Below are 17,460 nucleotides of genomic sequence, written 5' to 3'. Positions count from 1 at the left end.
TGTAGGCGGTCCCAAATGCCTAGCGCTTGCCAATCGCGCAGTCTTCGCCAGCAGGTCATACCGCTGCCAAAACCGAGTTCCTGTGGGAGGTCCTCCCAAGGAATGCCGGTAGTGAGAACAAACAAGATGCCGTTGAGGGCGGCAAAATCATCCAACCGCGGCCGCCCACCCCGGCGGGAACGCGGTGGTGGAGGAAGTAGTGGTTGCAATGACTTCCAGAGCTTCTGACTGACGACTTTCCGTTTCATCTTCGCCAAATGCGGGCATACGCATCTGACATCAAGAGGTTTTGTTAGCGGGTCTTAGTCAGCGCATCCACTAGTTCCTGATGCTGCATGCCGGTCACGCGGTATTCTCGTCCTGAGGAGTCCTTCAGGCGTTTGCTTTCATACAGGTACTGGCCGGTGACGATTTCCGTCAGCGTAAAGTAGCGGCTAGCGGGCAGCGGCGCTTTCGGGCCTTGCAAATTAGGGTTGGGATGGACCCTGGGATAGTAATCGACCCGTATCTTGCTGTCCGGCCGCAACTGCGTCTTGCTTCCCTTGCGCTGTTCAAAGGCGCTGATCCCCTTGCGGATATAGTCGTCAATATATGAGGCGGGATTCAGTATCGGCTGATACAGCCGCTCCACCCGCTCCAGGCTTTGCTCGCCCTGAAGCTGAAACGCTTGCGCCAGCGCTTGGTCGGTGCTTGGCGGCGCGTCGGTCGGTGCGGCCGCTCCTGTCAACTGAGCGCTTTGCACGGCGAAGCCCTGTCGGTAACGCTCAACGATGGATTTGCTTAAATCATCCGTCTGAGCATCAGCAAGCGCGGACAAGTCTTTCAAGATGACTTGGCCAAACTCGCGAAACTCGTTGAGGCTAGGCTTGTCCTTGATGTCGTCTATGAAAGCGCTGGTCAGCTCAATGGTCTTGAGCAGCCTCCGGATATCGCGCTCTTTACCCGGAGGCAGCTCCCGTACTTCGCCTGCCTGATCCGCCTTTTCAAAAAGGCGGTTGAACTCGGTGCGGATCGCCCTGCTCATGTCCAGATTGTGCAGCACCTGATCAATCTGAAACGGCAAGTCCTCCTCATCGTCTACTTTTTCACTTGGCAAACTCCTGGCCGCCCGGTGCAGAGGCCCCCCTTCTTCCCCTTCCAGCTCCACGGCGAACTGCGGTTGATCAAACACAAAATGCAGATCATCCACATCCAGCTGCGTGATGATTTCATGCGCCAGCCGCAAGGCTTCGTCGTTGGCCGGGTTTGGCCGCGCCCCGTCTTGGCGCGCCCAGCCATAAAGCAAGGCCCCGCCCGCGGCCATGGCGGCAATGCCGAGCAGAAGCGGCGCTTTCTGTTCCCATAACGCGGATCCGCCGGTTGCCGGCGCCTGCTCGGCCACGGGCAGCTGGAACGGACTACTTTCGTCCTGAGGCGCTGCCGGGGCAGAATGCACCAGTATTTCCTTCAGCTCTATCTCCGCCGGCAACGGTGCTGGCGCGTCCTGACGCGCGCGCCACAAGGCATAGCCCACGGCGGCCAAGCCCAGGGCTTCCAGGCTGATGCCGCCGGCCAATTGCCAATTGGCGGCCAGCCAGGACGGCGCGGCCGGCTGCGCGGTGGCCGGCCGCGCCGCGCTGGCGGCGTCGACGCCGGGCAGCAGACTCCAGGGCTGCTGCACCAACGCATCGCAAGCGGACATGACGGCGTCCGCCAGCCAGTTTTCCATGCGCCGGGATAGTTGTTCGCGCAAGTCCCGCACACTCTCGCTCTTACTGTCGGCCAGCGCGTCCAGCCATTGATTGCCCCAGGCCAGCCAGGAGTCGGCAACCGGCTGCGCTCCCACGGTTTGACCGGCCTCTCTCAACGCCGGCAGCAAGGGAATCAGATCCACCAGTTTTTCCAACTGTGGATAATGCCGCACCACCTGATAATCCTTGAGCTGGCGCGCCAGCAGCCGCAAGCGGTCCTCGGTTTCCACCGGGTCCTGGCTGTTGAAGGCCAGGCAAACCTGATAAGCCAGCCTGGCGTTCAGGTATTGGCTGTAGGCGAACTGCAGGGTCTGGTTCTGGCTTTGATCATGGGCGACAAACCATTGCAGCGTCTGCTCCCAACTCGTGTGGTTTTGCAGGGCTTCCGCATACTGCACGGTGGCCGCGGCCAACGGATCGCCCATCAGCTTTTCCACCAGATAAGGTTTTGCCACCGCCACGAAGCTGCCGGCCATGCGCTGAAACATGCCGGCCCAGCTTTCGGAAGCCGAGCTTTCGCGGTAGAACTTTTCCAGCTCCTGCGCCGCATGAGCCGGCAACCAGCGGCCGGCGATATGAGCGCCGGCCCAAAGGCCTAGGCTGGGCGCGGCGGCCTTGCCAAGATCCCGCATCAACAACGCCCAGGATTCCGGACTCCGGTTCAACGTCAGCAGGCGATTCAACAAGGCGACCGTGTCCGCATCCGCCCCCAGCGCGCTCTGAAACTGGCGGGTCCAAGACCATGCCGGACTCTCCGAGCTGGCTTGGCCCAAAGCGCTCAACAGCCACAATGCCTGTTCGCCCAAGCCGCTGTCCGCCGGGCAGCGGCCCAGTTGATCGGCAAACTGAAAGGCCGCCAGCAATTGCTCCGCCTGAGCGGAGCCGCCCAGCAACATTTCCAGATGCGGTCGCAACGACTCCCGCAGCTCCGGTCGGGCCAGGGTTTCGGCCAACCAGCCCAATCGCTCCGCAAGCGACCCATTGACCGGATAAGGCACGGTCTTTTGCGTCTGAGCCAGCGCCTTGCCCAAGCTCAGTAAAGATGGGGCGAGCTGCTGTTCCAGCAGCGGATTGTCCGTCAGAATCCCCAGGTAATCGCCCAAACCAGCCTCCTGGGGCAGGGCTTGCCACAACCGCACCTGGCCCAGGGTCTGCCTCACCGCGCCCAGGCTCTGGGCCATGCCGTCCAGCCAATCTTCATCCAGCGCTCGCTTCAACTGCGGATCTGTCAAAAGCTTCTCCGCGGCGGCCGTCAGTTCCAAGGTCCTGCCCAGCACGGAAGGCTGATCCTTCAACTCCAACAAGCTGTGCTCCAATGACGCCCACTGCCCGCTGGCGCTTTTCAACCAAGGCCCCACGGCGTCGAGATAGGCTCTCAATTTCCGGCCTTCCTGAGCCCCCACGCCTTTACCGCTGGCCAACTGCCGGCCAAGCCGGTCCAGCGCCGCAGCCAGTTCTTCCAGTTTACGCTGAGGGCTGTAATTGCCCTTGCAGATCTCACGCAACTCTTGGTAGCTGTCCTTGAACGCGCGAAGTTGCGGCAGCGGGATCGCCTCGAGGATGAGTTTTTCAAGCACCTTGTGAATGACATTCCTCGACATGTCCGACAGCATGCCGGCCACGGCCAGGCTATGCCGGGGTTCTGACGACGCCGTCTCGTCCGCACAGGGAAAAGCCGCCAGATAGGCTTGCGGGTGCAACTCCACTTCCTGAATTACCTTTTGGGCGAACTGCTGCAAATACGCCGGCGCGCCCTGCCCCCCGCTCCGCCAATCGTAAGCGTTCAGCTCCGCCAACATTCGGTCGTTATCCCAATGTGGGGACAGCAGCTGCTGTTCCGAATGCAGTTTTCCAGCCGCCATTTTGAGCAGTGCGGCGCTGTCATGGTCCCATTGGCGGATATCGCGCAGTTTTTCCGTTTCACGCAGCAGCGAGGGATAGTAAGCCAAGGTGGTTTTACCCTGCGGGGCTTCGGCCTGGCCCTGGGCATGAACCAGACTTTGGGGCGCGGCCAGGCGCGACAGCTTGGAGGAAATCATCATATTTGCAGACTTTCGGATCGCGGATAAGGTGCGGGGTCTACGGGCGGCGCTCTATTCGTTTGCCCAGATTCGTCGTTCAACTAGTCTGGGTGAAATGCGTTGTGAGGCGCTTAATTCACAACTACGCGAATTCCAGAGCAAATGAGGCGGGCTTGGCGGATGACGCGCGGTCTGGCACCGTAGCTTTTATAAGGACGCAGCTTAAAGAACCTCTGGTAATCCGGACTTGCAAAAATTGTTGATTTGGCGAAATGGTTTTATTGAAACCACCACCGAAATAAAAAAGCCCGCCGATCCCGGCGGGCTTGTTCTTGCGCAGCGGCGACGCGCTCAGCTCATATCGCTGCGGCGGTACAGGCTGAGGCCGATGGCCAACACCGCCAGCATGCCGGCGCAACTGCGGTTGATCCAGCCCATGACGCGGGCGGAGAAGGTGCGCATCGCATGGCGGCCGCCGTAGGCGTAGATGAACATCATCACGCAATCCACGCTGGCGGTGACCACGGCCAGAATCATGTATTGCGGCACCGCCGGCTGGTCCTGGCGGATGAACTGCGGCAGGAAGGCGGTAAAAAACAGCAGCCCCTTGGGATTGGACAGGCCCACCACCAGCGAACGCAAAAACGTGCCGCGCCCGCTGGCCTCGCCGTTCTGTGCGCTGGCCGCCAGCGCCTGAGTGGGCGCGCGCCACATCATCCAGGCCAGATAGACCAGATAGGCGGCTCCGCCCCATTTGACGATGGAAAACAATTGTTCCGACGCTTGCAACAGCGCGCCCAGGCCGCAGCCCACGGCCGCGATCAACAGCAGATCGGACAACACCGCGCCGGCAAAGCCGTAGCTGGCGATGCGCATGCCGTGGCTGGCGCCGTTGTTGAGCGCCAGCAGCATGGACGGACCGGGGGTGATCATCACGGCGCTGACGGCGACGATATATAGCAACAAGGTGGTGAAACTCATTCAAAACTCCAGGACGGCTATCATCTATGACTTGGCGCGGCCACCCGAAAACAGTCGACGACGAAGGCGCGCGCGAAACGCGGCGTCTTGGCATGAAACAGGGAACTGGGTATTGCGGACAGGGGCGGCAAACAACGCAGAGCCGGCATCATAATATAAAAGCCGGCGCGGCTGTAGTGGCATATTGGCTTATGCTTATGCGCTTAAAGAAGAAGCGCTCCCTCTTTACCTGCAAGCGGCGCGCCTCCAAACGCTCGGGAGCCCGCGTATCCGGCACGCCCCCGGCTCATCAGCCTCGTCGCCGGAGGCGCGCCTCGTTCAGCCCCCGCGCCGCTTCTCGTACACCACATCTCCGCCCTCTGCCAAGCCGGCTTGCCGCCACCCCTGACGCTGGTAAAAGCCGTTGGCGCGGATGGCTTCGTCGCCGTCGGTGGTCAGCCGGATCACCAAATGGCGCTGAAACAGCGCGGTCTCCGCCTGGCGCAGCAGTTGCCGGCCCAGGCCCAAGCCCTCGAACTCCGGCTTGATGAACAAGGCGAACACTTCGCCGGCGTCCAGGTCCGCCATGGCGAAGCCGGCCGGCTGGCCGTCCTGCTCCGCGATCCAGGCGCAGGGCGCGGCGGCGATGGTTTCGGCGATAGTCTCCGGCGTGATGCCAAGGCCGGCCAGTTGCTCGATGGAAAGGTGGTTTTGCCGGACGCTGGTGCGGATATCGAACAGCGCGGCGATGTCGGCCCGGACGGCCAGACGGATGGTGGAACTCATACGCTTCCTTGCGGGCCGCCTCCTCCCCGGATAGGCGGGCGCCGCTAGATTACGAGCGGCTAACAATAGTCCTGATGCCGCGTTGCGCCGACTGGCCGTACTCAAGTACTGCCTGCGTCGGCGCGCCTTGCCTCAGCCGTAACACTGACTGTTGTTAGCTACTCTTAAAAGAACATAGCCGGGCCGAATGGGACCGCCCGCCGGCGGCAAAGTTTCGCCGGCAGCGGCCCCGCGCCGGGAACCCGCGGCCGGCCCGCCGCTCCATATTGCTATTCCGTCCGCAAGCGCGGGCGGCCCTCTGCCAAGGAGCCGTATCGATGCGATTGATTGCGCTGCTGTTGTTTGCCCTGCTGGCCTACTGGCTGATCCGCCGGGCGCTGAGTCCTTCGCGACCGGAGACGCCGCCGGCCCGCCCCGTCTCCGACACCGAACGCGCCTGCCAGGTGCTGCAAATCGCCTGGCCCTGCTCCGCGGAGGAGCTCAAAGCGGCTTACCGGGCGCGGATGGCGGAATACCATCCGGACAAGGTCAGCGCCCTGGGCCTGGAGCTGCGCGAGCTGGCGGAACGCAAAAGCAAGGAAATCAACGCCGCCTATCAACGGCTGCTGCCCCTGTGCGCCAAGCAACGCTAAGAGCCTGTTTACGATCTCGCGAGCTAAGGCGAGACAAGGCGAAAACGGCTGAGAAAGCGGAATGTACAAATGGTACATGAGCATTTCGAAGCCGGTTTCAACGCCGTATCGCCGACGCGCAGCAGATCATAAATAGGTTCTAAGCGCAGCCCGCCAACGCCCAAGCCCCCTCCCGGTTGACTCGGCAACAAAAGCTTCATCAAAACCTCTCCTGTCCGAAACATGCGCCCACTATGCTGTGCCGGATTTTTTCATGCCCGGAACATAACATCATGCGCATCCTTAGCCTGACCCTGGCCGTGACGGCCGCCATCGGCCTGGCCGCCTGCGGCAGCAACGGCGGCCCCGCCAGCGGCTCCGCCAACAATAACCAGGGCCTACGCCCCGTCGCCAAAAACGTAATCTTCTTCCTGGGCGACGGCATGGGCATCAACACCACCACCGCCGCCCGCATCTACTCCGTGGGCGAAGACGGCGAACTGACCATGGACACGCTGCCGGAAAGCGGCTTCGTCAAAACCTTCTCCAACGACGCTCAAGTCACCGACAGCGCGCCGTCCATGTCCGCCTACATGACCGGCGTGAAGATGAACAACGAAGTCATCTCCATGTCCACCAACACCCAGGCCAAATCCCCCAACGCGGACTTCACCTCCAACTGCGGCAGCGGCAACGGCCAGCCGGTCAGCACCCTGCTGGAGCTGGCCAAGGCCGGCGGCAAGGCCACCGGCGTGGTCACCACCACCCGCGTCACCCACGCCACCCCGGCCGCCACTTACGCCCACGTCTGCCACCGCGACGCCGAATCCGACATCGCCGCCCAACTGGTGCCGGGCGGCGCGCTATACAACGCCAAGCTGCAAGACGGCGTGGACGTGGTGTTTGGCGGCGGCCGCCAGTTCTTCCTGCCCAAGGCCGCCGGCGGCAAACGCGCCGACGGCCGCGACCTGGTGGCGGAGCTGAAAGCCAAGGGCTACGGCTACGCCGCGGACAAAACCGGCTTCAACGCGCTGGACCCGGCCAAGACCAACCGCGCAGTGGGCCTGTTCACCAGCAGCCACATGAGCTACGACCTGGACCGAGACGCCGCCAAGGAACCCAGTCTGGCCGAGATGACCGCCAAGGCCATCTCCATGCTGGCGGACCGCAAGGACAAGCAGGGCTTTTTCCTGATGGTGGAAGGCGGCCGCATCGACCACGCGCTGCATGAAACCACCGCCAAGAAAGCCTTGCAGGACACCGTGGCCTTCGACCAGGCGATCAAGACCGCCATCGACGCGATGAAACAGCGCGATCCGGACCTGAAAAACACCCTGATCGTGGTCACCGCGGACCACGACCACACCCTGGTGCTCAACGGCTACGCCCAACGCACCGGCAAGACCACCCCCAGCAATCCCGGCGTGCTGGGCCTGGTGAAAAACTACAGCAACGGCAGCGTGGCCACCGACGCCGACGGCATGCCCTACTCCATCATCGGCTTCGGCAACGGCGAAAATCGCGTCAACGGCAACCGCAACGCCGCTACCGCGCTGACCGACGCCGCGGTCTCCGCCAACGACTACCACCAGGAAGCCGCGGTGCGCATGCCGGCCGGCGGCGAGACCCACGGCGGCACCGATGTCTTCATTGGCGCCATCGGCCAGGGTTCGGACGCCTTCCAGGGCTTCCTGGAGAATATCGACGTGTTTGGCCTGGTGAAGAAAGCCGCAGCGCTTTGAGCCGCGCCGCCCCCAAACGCTACGCAAATATCCATACAAGAGAACCGCAATGAAACCGATGATGAAACCGCTGCTGAGCGTTGCCGCGCTGGCCGCCGCCCTGCACGCGCTCCCGGCCCAGGCCGCGGGCGAAGCCAAGAACGTGATCTTCTTCCTGGGCGACGGCATGGGCCCCACCACCGTCACCGCCTCCCGCATCTACAAATACGGCGAAGCCGGCAAGCTGAACATGGAACAGCTGTCCCGCACCGCCCGCGTCAAAACCTTCTCCAACGACGCGCAAACCACCGACAGCGCGCCGTCCATGTCCGCCTATATGACCGGCGTGAAGATGAACAACGAAGTCATCTCCATGTCCGCCGACACCCGCGCCATCGACCCCAACAGCAACGGCACCGGCAATTGCGGCGTCGGCAACGGCCAAGCGGCCACCACCCTGCTGGAGCTGGCCAAGGCCAAGGGCAAGGCCATAGGCGCGGTGACCACCACCCGCGTCACCCACGCCACCCCGGCCGCCACTTACGCCCACGTCTGCCACCGCGACGCCGAATCCGACATCGCCGCCCAGGCGGTTCCGGGCGGCGCCGGCTACAACGCCAAGCTGGGCGCCGGCCTGGACGTGCTGATGGGCGGCGGCAGCAAATTCTTCCTGCCCACCGCCTCCGGCGGCAAACGCCCGGACGGCCGCAACCTGCTGACCGAGATGCAAGCCAAGGGCTACACCCTGGTCAGCAGCGGCAGCGAGCTGGCCGCCTTCAATCCGCAGTCCGGCAGCAAACTGCTGGGCATCTTCAACAAAGACCACATGGACTACGAGCTGGACCGGGTGAAGAACAATCTTAACCAGCCCAGCCTGGCCGATATGACCGCCAAGGCCATCGACACCCTGTCCCGCAACGGCAACGGCTATGTGCTGATGGTGGAAGGCGGCCGCATCGACCACGCGCTGCACGGCACCAACGCCAAGCGCGCGCTGGAAGACACCATCGCCTTCGACAACGCCATCAAGACCGCACTGGCCAAGGTGGACCTCAACAACACCCTGATCGTGGTCACCGCGGACCACGACCACACCATGACCATCAACGGCTACGCCAAGCGCGGCAACCCCATTCACGACATCGTGCGCGGCTACGCCGACGGCAAGGAATCCAAGGACGCGGACGGCGCCACCTACACCGCGCTGGTATTCGGCAACGGCCCCAACCGCAAGGCCACCCGCGTATCGGTGGACTCCGCCACCGCGATGGGCGACGACTACCAACAGGAAACCGGCATCCGCCTGTCCAGCGAAACCCACGGCGGCGGCGACGTGATGCTGATGTCCGGCGGCGCCGGCTCCAAGGGCTTCAAGGGCGTGATGGACAACACCAAGGTGTTTGGCCTGGTGAAAAGCGCGCTGGGCTTGTAAGAACCTGTTTACGATCTGCTGCGCGTCGTGGAGCGTTACACGGTGAGTACAAGCTCAAAATGCTCATGTACCACGCGTACATTCCGCTTTTTCAATCGTTTTCGCCTTGTCTCGCTCTAGCTCGCGAAATCGTAAACAGGCTCTAAACCCTCGCCCCCGCGCCGGCGCCGCTCCAGGCCCGGCGCGGCCGTCACGGATTCACTCCATTCGGCTTGCCCTCGGGCAAGCCTCCTTTTACGAATGACGAAAGACCACGATGAAAATCCTGCTGCCGCTAGCCTTGCTGGCCCTGCCCCCGGTCCTGCGCGCCGCCGTGCCGGACCTGGTGGCCACCATCAGCTACGAAACCGTCACCATCGGCAACGACGGCGTGGAAAAAACCATACGCTATCGGGAAAAACTGACCCGCCAGGGCAAACACGTCTGGCGCGAACGGCTGAACGCGCGCGCCGGCGGCCATGACCACGATCATGGCGCGGAAGACGGCCACGATCATATCGACTACGCCGCCGCCAGCCGCCACGTGTGGCTGGACGCCAAAGGCCAGCCGCGGCTGGAATTCGCCGTGCCGCAACAGCGGCTGCTGGTGCAGGTGGGCCAGCGCGAATGGAGCGACGTGGGCTTCGACGGCTCCTGGACCCTGGCCAGCCAGCTGGTGGACATTGAAAAACTGAAAGGCTTTACCGTCGGCCCCGGCGCGGACGGCAGCCGCTGGTATCGCAAAACCGCCAACGGCCACAGCAAGCAATTGCAATGGAGCACGCGCTGGGCGCTGCCGCTGCGGGTGGAGTCCCGCTCGCAGGACGGCCGCCATCGCGAAAGCATGCGCGTGGACATCCGCCCGCTGGCCGCCGGCCAGCCATTGCCCTGGGCGCAAACCGGGCGGCTGCGCAGCAAGGACTATATGGATACGCTGGACTGAGCCCGCCTCATCCGGAAAAGCGGGCGGCCCTCGGCTTGCCCGCCTAAGAGCCTGTTTACCATCTAGCGAGCTAGAGCGAGACAAGGCGAAAACGAGCGAAAAAGCGGAATGTACGCGTGGTACATGAGCATTTCGAAGACGTTTTCAACGCCGTATCGCCGACGCGCAGCAGATCGCAAACAGGTTCTAAGGCAACACCCCCAGCAAGGACCACAGCCGCCGCGCCTCGGCGTCGCTGTCTATCAGTTCCGCCAGCAGTTCGCGCAGCGGCTTTTCTCCCCACTCCACTGCTCGGTAGATCAAATAGGGCACCGGGCTGTGCGGTTCGGTGCGCGCCAGGTAGTCGGCGATGCCGCGTAGCTGGCGGTAAGCGTCTTCCCGCCCCTGCGGCTCGCGCTGGGTGAACATCGGCGCGGCCGCAACGGGCGGCGGCGCGCTGTTGCCGGCTTCGACAGCGGCCGGCGGCGCGGCGGTTTCGGCGTGGTGGATGGCGGCGTTATCCAGTTCCGACGGCGGGCCGGGATGCAGCACGGCCAGCTCCTGCAAGGCCTGCGCCGCCTGCTCCAGCGCCTGGTTCAGCGGCGCGTAGGACGGCGCGTCCGCGCCCATGCGTTCGTCGCACCAGGCCTGCAGCCGCGCCAGCCATTGCCGGCTGCGCGCCAGCGCGCCGCGGCTATCTTCCAGCACAGCCGGCGGCAGCGCGCGCACCCAGTCGTTCAGCTTCTGCTGCTCGTGGCGCGCCTGCTCGCGCTCCAGCTTGCCCTCGTCGCCGCCGGCCAGCAGCCGGCGGTTCAGGTCCTGCCATTGCCGCAGGGTCAGCGGCTGCCGCTCCTGCGGCGGCGGCGCGTCCAGCAGCGGCACTTGGGCCGCCAGCGTGGCGGCGTAGGTCTTGGCCAGCCATTCCAGCGGGCCGGTGCGAAAGCTCAGATCGCCTTGCTGCGGCAAGGGATGCAGGCTGTCCCAAAACTGTTCGCAACACTGCGCGCTCAGCGCCAGCGCCGCTTCCAAGCCGGGCAAGCCCAACAGGTGCAGCCAGGATTCGCCCAGCCAGGCCGCCACCATCAAATCCTTGCTGCGCTCGGCCAAGAGCGCGGAGGCGACGCGTTCCACGCCGGGCCAGTCCGCCCGCTTCAAATCGCTTTCCCAGATGCCGGCGGGCAGGCTGGGGTCGTCCTCGCGCCGCAGTTCGCGCAGTTGGTCGTATTCCGGCGCGTAGCGCAGCGCTTCGCCGCCGGGGCTGTCCGCGGCAATGGGTTGCAACAGGGTATCCAGACGCAAGGTGGCGCTCATGGCCGTTTCCTCATGGTGTTCAAAGCGCGCATCAACTGCCCTCTATCGCGGCCAGCCGCGGGTTGGCTGCCGTGCGGAACGGCGAGGGCGGCGCGGTGTAAGGCAGGCTGGCCACGGCCAGGCCGCTCTTGCCTCCCGGCGCTTGCAGCGTCAGCCTCATGAACATTTGCGCGTTGCCGCTGCCTTGCAGCGCCGGGTTGCGCACCGGCAGAGCCAGCATCAGGCCCACGTCGTTGAAGCCCTCCGCGTTGTTGACGCGCAGCGGCGAGTTGTTCTCGCGCAGCAAGCGCAGCAAGCCCCATTGACCGCCGTAGTTCCAGCTGGCCAGCCGGTCGAACACGGTCAGCCCGCTTTGCGTTGAATCCTCCTCCGGCGCCTGCTGCGACTCCTTGGCCCAGCGCAGGGTCGCCGTCACCGGCTGGCCGATGTTCCAGTGCAGGCGCTGACCATCGCCGCCGGGGTAGCGCAAGCGCTGGCCGCCGCTGGCCAGTGTCCATTCGATCACCTGGTCCGCCGCCTGCTCGTGCTCGCGGTCGGTGCGCCAGCGCACCTCCACGTCCACGCCCTGCCACGGCCCGCCGCCCTCGCGGGCGAACATCGGGCCCAGCCAGCCACGCGCCGCCTTGGCCGCGTCCAGGAAGCGCCGCGCCGCCTGGGCCTGGCCGGACTTGAGGTCCTGCAGCCCCGCGGCGGCCAGCCCGCCGCTGTCGTCCATCAGCCGCATGAATTCCGCCACCCGATCCGGCGCGGCGTCCGGCGCGCTCAGCTTGGCGGCGAAGGGGAAGCGGTTGGCCAGGTATTGATTGAAGAAGGCGCTCAGCTTCTGGTAAGCGGCGGCCCCCGCCTGGGTGCGCAAAGCGCCGCAGCGGTCGCTGGCCAGGCTGACCAGGGTCTGGGCGCGGTCTGAGAAAACGTTGCCGGCGGCCGGCAGTTCCACCTGGTCCAGCACCGCGCGGCAATTGCCCACGTCCATCTCGTTGAAATCCTTGGAGATCATGGTTTCCAGCACCGCCGGCGCGCTGTTTGCGGCTTTTTCCTTGTAGTGGCGCAGTTCGACGGCGGCGCTTTGCCAGCGTTGCTGCAGTTGCTGATCGCTCACCGACATCGAGGACTTGTGCGAGGCCAGCCAGCTCAGCGCCGGAGCCTGGGCCTGGACCAGATTGCCCACCAGCTCAAGCTGAGAGCCCAGGTATTGCTGCAATTCCCGCGCGCCGCCGGCGCGGAAGGCGCGGGCCCCGGCGTTGCGCGAGCCGTCCCACCAGCGGAAGCTGCCTTGCAGCGGCTGGTACACCGCCAGCCCTTGCAGGCTGCGTTCCGCGTGACGCAAGGATTGCAGCGCGCGCCGGTCCATCTCGCGCAGCACGCTGTCGCGGAAAGCGGGTTGGGCTAGTTCATCCAACGCCGCCAATACCGGGGTGGCCGCCTTGGCCTGTGCGTCGAAGGCGTTGCCCTCGTCTATGGATCCGCCATTCAAACCCACCGACGGCTCGGCTCGGCGGCCGCTCAAGGCGCTCCACATCGCCCGCGCCGCGCTGTCCTGCAAGGCGCGCTCCAGGCCCTTGCGGTAGGCGGGCGGCATCAGGCCGGCGCTGCCGGCCACGTATTTCTGGTAACCGTCGTAATGGCGCAGCGCCGCCGCCATCGCCTCGGCGTCCATATTCGCCAGCCCGCTCGCCGTCGGGCCGCTCTCGCCCTGCGCCCGCGCGCTGGCGACGAAGTCTTGCTTCAAGAGCGAGGCCAGGGTCACGTTCAGCTTGAGCACCTGATCCTGCAGCTCCAGGCCGCCGGCCGGCCCTTGCGCCAGCAGCGCCGAAGTCGCCCCCACGCCGCCCAGCCAGCGCTTGCGGAATTCCTGGCGCGCCACCGCGGAGTAGTCCGCTACCCGCGCCACCGCGTCGCGGCCTATCAGGCTGGAACGGCGCGCGCCGTCCAGCATCGCGCTGTAGCCGGGCACCAGGTCTTGGCCGGCGGCGCGGCTCCAGGCGCTGTTGGTGGCGTTGACCAGGCTTTGCAGCAGGCCGATGTGACCGGCCACGCTGTCCAGTTCCGGCAAGGAGTTGCCCTGGCCGGATTCCAGCATCAACAGCTGTTTCTGTAATTGCTGGGCGGTAAGGTCGAAGGTTTGATTGGTGTAGAGCTGGCCAAGCCAGGCTTGCATCAGCGCGCTGAAGTGATCGCCTACTTGCGGGCGGATCTTGGCAAGGTCGATGGGCGCGGCCACCAGTTGATCGCTGGACAGCAGGATGCGGCGCAGATTGTCGCGCTGGGCGTTCTGCGGCGCGCGCAGGCTGAGGCCGAACAGGCCGTTGGCCAGCTCCGCCGCCTCGTCCAGCGTGGCGTTGCCGTCGTGCACCGCATGGTTGAACTGGCTGACGCGCTGTTCCAGCTTGGTCGCGTCGCCGGTCAATTGCCGCGCCAGCAGATAGGCCGGCCATTTTTCCGGCGCGGCGGTGTCGTCGCTGACGCTGTCCGCGCCGGCTTCGCCCAGCCGCCGCAGTTGTTCGGCGTCGCGCAGCAGCCGCTGTTGCAAGGGCAGCATCACCGCGCGGCGCAACGCGTATTCGATGGTTTCGTCGATGCGGCCGTCCACCGGGGACATCAGCGAGGTGGGCAGCAGCAAGGTGCCGAAACGACGCGACGGCGCGTCCTTGAGCGCGCGCCAGAAGGCGACGACGCTTTGGCGCGCCGCGGCGTCGTTGCCCAGCTCCGGCCGCGGCCCGCCCCGGTCCAGTTGCAGAATGCGCAGTTGGCGGCCTAGCGCGTCGGCGTCGTCGGTGGCCGTATGCCAATACCAGCTGATGCCGGCCAGCCACAAGGCGGCGAACAGGCCCATGCCGATCAGTGTCCAGCGATGCCAGCGCTGGCGCAGCCGCAAGATGCGCGGCACCGGCTGGGCTAGGCCCTGCTCCGCCAGCACTCGCTGGCGCAGCAGCCGGCCGGCGAACAGGGGCAGCGCCGGCGGCGCGGCGGTGTCTTCCAGATCGCCTTCCGGCGCGGCCTGGGCGCCGGTGAAATAGATGCCGCGCAATTGCGGCGCCTCGCCCAGCGCGTTGCCTCGGAACACCGGGTCGCACAAGGCTTGCAAATTGGCCCGCACCGCCTCAAAGCTGCGCGGCAGCAGGTACAAATCCGTGGACATCCCGCCTTGCAGGGCGCCGAATTCGGCGATGGTTTCGCTCAGCGTCAGCCGCAGCCGCGTCAAGGCCTGTTCTATCCAGTCGGATTGATAGGCGGCGCTGGCGGCGTAGGGCGAGGACCACCCAAGCATCGCGTCGCGCGCTTCGCGCGGCAACGCCTGCGCCAGCTCCAGGAAGCCCGGAGCCTGTTCGGTCTCGGTCACCACCAGATAGATGGGCAGGCTCAGACCCAGCCGTCTTTGCAGATCGGCAAACTTCTTGGCGGCGGCCAGGCCGGCGCTCACCGCCAGGTGCTCGCTCCACAGCTGGCTGGCGGACACGGTCCAGATCAGCGCGTCCAGCGGCCGCGCGGCGCGGCTGCGCAACAGCACGCCCAAGAGCCGCCGCCAGGCGGACAGCGGCGCCAACGCGCCTTCCGGATGACTGAACATATCGTCCGGGATCACCAACACCGCGCCGTCGCCGCCGTACCACCAGCGGCCAAACCAATTGACCTCGCCCTCGCTCTTCAGCTGCAGCGAGGCGCACAGCGCCTCCACATTACGCACCCTGTCTCCCACCGCCAGCACCCAGGGGGTCTGGTAGCGGTCTTCCGCGCCGATCTCGCGCTCGAAACGGCGCACCGAGCCGCGGAAGCTGCGCCGCGCCGGATCGGCCTCGCGCCGCAACCACCAGATCAACGCCGCCAAGGCCAGCAGGATCAACAGGGTCAGCAATACAATGCCCACTATGGTCTGTATCGTCATTTGCTTTGCCCGTCCCCGTCCGCCCCCCGGTACAGCATGGGCTCCACTCTCGATACGATGTCATGCCAAAACACGTGCCCCACCACCGACATGCCCACCAGGATGGCCGCCACGCCCAGCGCCAGCCGGAAGCCGTCCGGCAGCATGCGCCGCACCGTCAGCCGCAGCGGCGGCACATTGCTGCTGCGCTCCAGCGCCGGCGCCAGGCTGCGGATGTCGGCGTCGCGCTGGTAAGCGAAAGCGAACAGCTCGCGCCGCCATTCCTCGTGCTGGGCCAGCCCGCCCTGTCCCCGCAGCCGGCCGTAGAAACCCAGCGTCAGCGTTTGCAGGCAGACGTTGGCCAAGTCCCGGCTGGCCGGATCGCGCTCGCGCAACACCCGCTCTATCAGCGCCGGCACCTTGTCGCCGGCGGCGCGGCTGCCAAACAGCCGCTGCTCCAGCGGCGTGGCCTGCCACAGGCTCTGCCCCGGCCACTCCTCAAACAGCAGGCGTTCGTCTATCAGGGCAACGAACAGATACTGCAATGCCTCGATCTGGCTTTGCCCGGCCGCGCCCACGCGCGCGCCTGCGGCGCGGCTCAAACGCCGCGCCAGCAAGCCGCCCTGCTCGGCCGCCAGTTCGGCGGCGATTTCGGCTTTGTGGCCGCCGCCGGCCAATTCCCGGAACACTTGCAGCCATTCGGCGTAGGCGTCTTCAAAAGTGGCGCTCAGCGGCGCTTGCGCCAGCGCCCCCAGCGGCTGGGACAGCGCGCTATCCAGCATGGCGTTCTCCATCGGCCTCGTCGCGCGGATCGGCGACGAAAAGCAGCGCCTCCCACGGCTCCAGCGCCGCGCCGCCGGCCGGCAGCGTCATGCGCAGCGGCAGCTCCGGCTGCAGCCAGTCCCCGCTGGCCAGCAAGGCGAACAGCCGGGTGTCGTCGCCCACGCTGTACGCCACTTGCTCCGCGCGGTCCAAGGGCTGGAAGGACAAGCCGCGCATGCGCTGGCGCGCCAGCGTGGCCACGTGCGGTTCCGAGGCGATGATGGCCTGGGCCAACCATTGCTGGGCGGCGGAGTCCGGCGCGCCGCCGGGCATGCGCAGGCCAACGATCAAGCGCCCGCTGTCGCGCGCGGCCTCCGGCAGCGAAATCCAGAAGCCCTCGGCGTCGCGGTTGAACGGCAGGCTGCGGTAGCCGGCGCGCACCCGGTCCAGCGCGGCGGACAACCAGTTCAGCAGCGGCTCGTAGCTGGCCAGCAGTTCCTGGTAATTGAAGGCGGGGAACACCGGCGCGCCGGCGCCCGGGTCCAGCGCGGTCAGCGAGCCGGCCATGCCGGCCAGCAAGCCGAACAAGGCGGCGGGATGGGCGGCGCGGCTGCCCAGCGCGGCTTCCACTTCCGGCAGCCGCGCCCACAGCGCCGCCAACTGGCGGCGGATTTCGTCGATATCGTCGTCCTTGCCGGCCTCCTTGGCCTGGCGCAGACGGCCACTCAGGAACACGCACTTCTCGCGCGCCTTGGCGCACAGCGCCGCCACCTTGCGCCCCAGCAGGCTGTCCGGCAGCAGCCGCGGCGACGGCGGCGCGTAGGCGCGGCGGGAGAAGCCGCCGCCTTGCTGGGCGATGCGCAACAGCGGCAAGCAAATCATGTCGGCGCGTTCGGCCTCGGTGACCAGGCGGATGTCCGGCCGCCACAGCGTCAGGCTGGCCGGGTTTTCCCCGCTGCTCAAATCCGGCACCGCCTCACTGTTTTCCGAGCGAAAACGCCCGGCGGCGGGATCCAGCCGGCCGGCGCGCCACAAGGGCGGCAGCGCCAGATAGACCGTCACCGTGCGGCCCGGCGCTTCCGCCGCGGCCGCCGTCACGTCGCAGCGGAGCTCCGCGCCGTCGCCGGCGTCAAAGCGCAGCGGCAGGCCGTCCGGCAGCACCGCCTCCAGCGCGGACACCCGCGCCACGCCGCCGGCCAGCGCCGCCTCGTCCAGCTCCAGCTCCAGCACGCCCCAATACAGCGGCTGGGCCGCCGCCGCCAGCACCGCGGACACCGCGTCCGACCTCAGCGCCTGCCATTGAAAATGCTGGGGCAGCAACTGCATCCCCTCGTACCAACACACTGCCTGTGGCACTGCTTTC

12 protein-coding genes are annotated in these 17,460 nt (G+C 65.9%); 4 read left to right on the top strand and 8 right to left on the bottom strand.

All coding sequences use genetic code 11. From position 1 onward, the window contains the following. From BR71_RS23330 to BR71_RS05205, 4 genes are all read right to left on the bottom strand, one after another. The coding region (locus tag BR71_RS23330) for a transposase (protein ID WP_156038828.1) at positions 1–248 on the bottom strand (248 nt) is incomplete at its 3' end. 44 nt (positions 249–292) lie between these two features. After that, positions 293–3,772: a hypothetical protein gene (locus tag BR71_RS05215; protein WP_156038826.1), complete on the bottom strand. Its 3,480-nt coding sequence runs from the start codon at positions 3,770–3,772 to the stop codon at positions 293–295. Between the two features lie 330 nt (positions 3,773–4,102). Next, positions 4,103–4,732, bottom strand: a complete 630-nt coding sequence (locus BR71_RS05210) for a LysE family translocator (protein WP_043633520.1) — start codon at positions 4,730–4,732, stop codon at positions 4,103–4,105. Between the two features lie 318 nt (positions 4,733–5,050). Beyond that, positions 5,051–5,497, bottom strand: coding sequence for a GNAT family N-acetyltransferase (locus tag BR71_RS05205; RefSeq protein ID WP_043633516.1), 447 nt, complete (start codon positions 5,495–5,497; stop codon positions 5,051–5,053). A gap of 317 nt (positions 5,498–5,814) precedes the next feature. Here BR71_RS05205 and BR71_RS05200 point away from each other — a divergent pair, with 317 nt between their 5' ends. The 4 genes from BR71_RS05200 (at position 5,815) to BR71_RS05185 (ending at position 10,183) form a co-directional block, all read left to right on the top strand. Then, positions 5,815–6,129, top strand: a complete 315-nt coding sequence (locus BR71_RS05200) for a DnaJ domain-containing protein (protein WP_043633513.1) — start codon at positions 5,815–5,817, stop codon at positions 6,127–6,129. A gap of 272 nt (positions 6,130–6,401) precedes the next feature. Continuing rightward, positions 6,402–7,850, top strand: a complete 1,449-nt coding sequence (locus BR71_RS05195) for an alkaline phosphatase (RefSeq protein WP_052370350.1) — start codon at positions 6,402–6,404, stop codon at positions 7,848–7,850. 49 nt (positions 7,851–7,899) lie between these two features. Next, a complete protein-coding gene (locus tag BR71_RS05190; RefSeq protein WP_231138314.1) occupies positions 7,900–9,261 on the top strand; it encodes an alkaline phosphatase in 1,362 nt (453 codons plus the stop codon). A gap of 256 nt (positions 9,262–9,517) precedes the next feature. Then, positions 9,518–10,183: a hypothetical protein gene (locus tag BR71_RS05185; RefSeq protein WP_043633505.1), complete on the top strand. Its 666-nt coding sequence runs from the start codon at positions 9,518–9,520 to the stop codon at positions 10,181–10,183. A gap of 186 nt (positions 10,184–10,369) precedes the next feature. On the opposite strand, the gene tssA is transcribed toward BR71_RS05185, so the two are convergent. From tssA to tssK, 4 genes are read right to left on the bottom strand one after another with little or no spacing between them, the layout of a single operon-like run. Then, positions 10,370–11,473, bottom strand: coding sequence for a type VI secretion system protein TssA (gene tssA, locus BR71_RS05180; protein WP_043633502.1), 1,104 nt, complete (start codon positions 11,471–11,473; stop codon positions 10,370–10,372). 31 nt (positions 11,474–11,504) lie between these two features. Beyond that, positions 11,505–15,356: a type VI secretion protein IcmF/TssM N-terminal domain-containing protein gene (locus tag BR71_RS05175; RefSeq protein ID WP_043633499.1), complete on the bottom strand. Its 3,852-nt coding sequence runs from the start codon at positions 15,354–15,356 to the stop codon at positions 11,505–11,507. Then, complete coding sequence (locus BR71_RS05170) at positions 15,353–16,117, bottom strand: DotU family type IV/VI secretion system protein (protein WP_081862555.1); 765 nt, start codon at positions 16,115–16,117, stop codon at positions 15,353–15,355. Before BR71_RS05170 ends, BR71_RS05175 begins: the two co-directional genes overlap by 4 nt. Beyond that, positions 16,107–17,453, bottom strand: a complete 1,347-nt coding sequence (gene tssK, locus BR71_RS05165) for a type VI secretion system baseplate subunit TssK (protein WP_244269589.1) — start codon at positions 17,451–17,453, stop codon at positions 16,107–16,109. Before tssK ends, BR71_RS05170 begins: the two co-directional genes overlap by 11 nt. Between the last annotated feature and the right edge of the window lie 7 nt (positions 17,454–17,460).

This window comes from Chromobacterium haemolyticum DSM 19808 (assembly GCF_000711885.1).
GTDB classification, from domain to species: Bacteria; Pseudomonadota; Gammaproteobacteria; order Burkholderiales; family Chromobacteriaceae; genus Chromobacterium; species Chromobacterium haemolyticum.
Note: the sequence above shows the minus strand (reverse complement) of the source record. Positions and strands in the feature narration are given on the sequence as shown.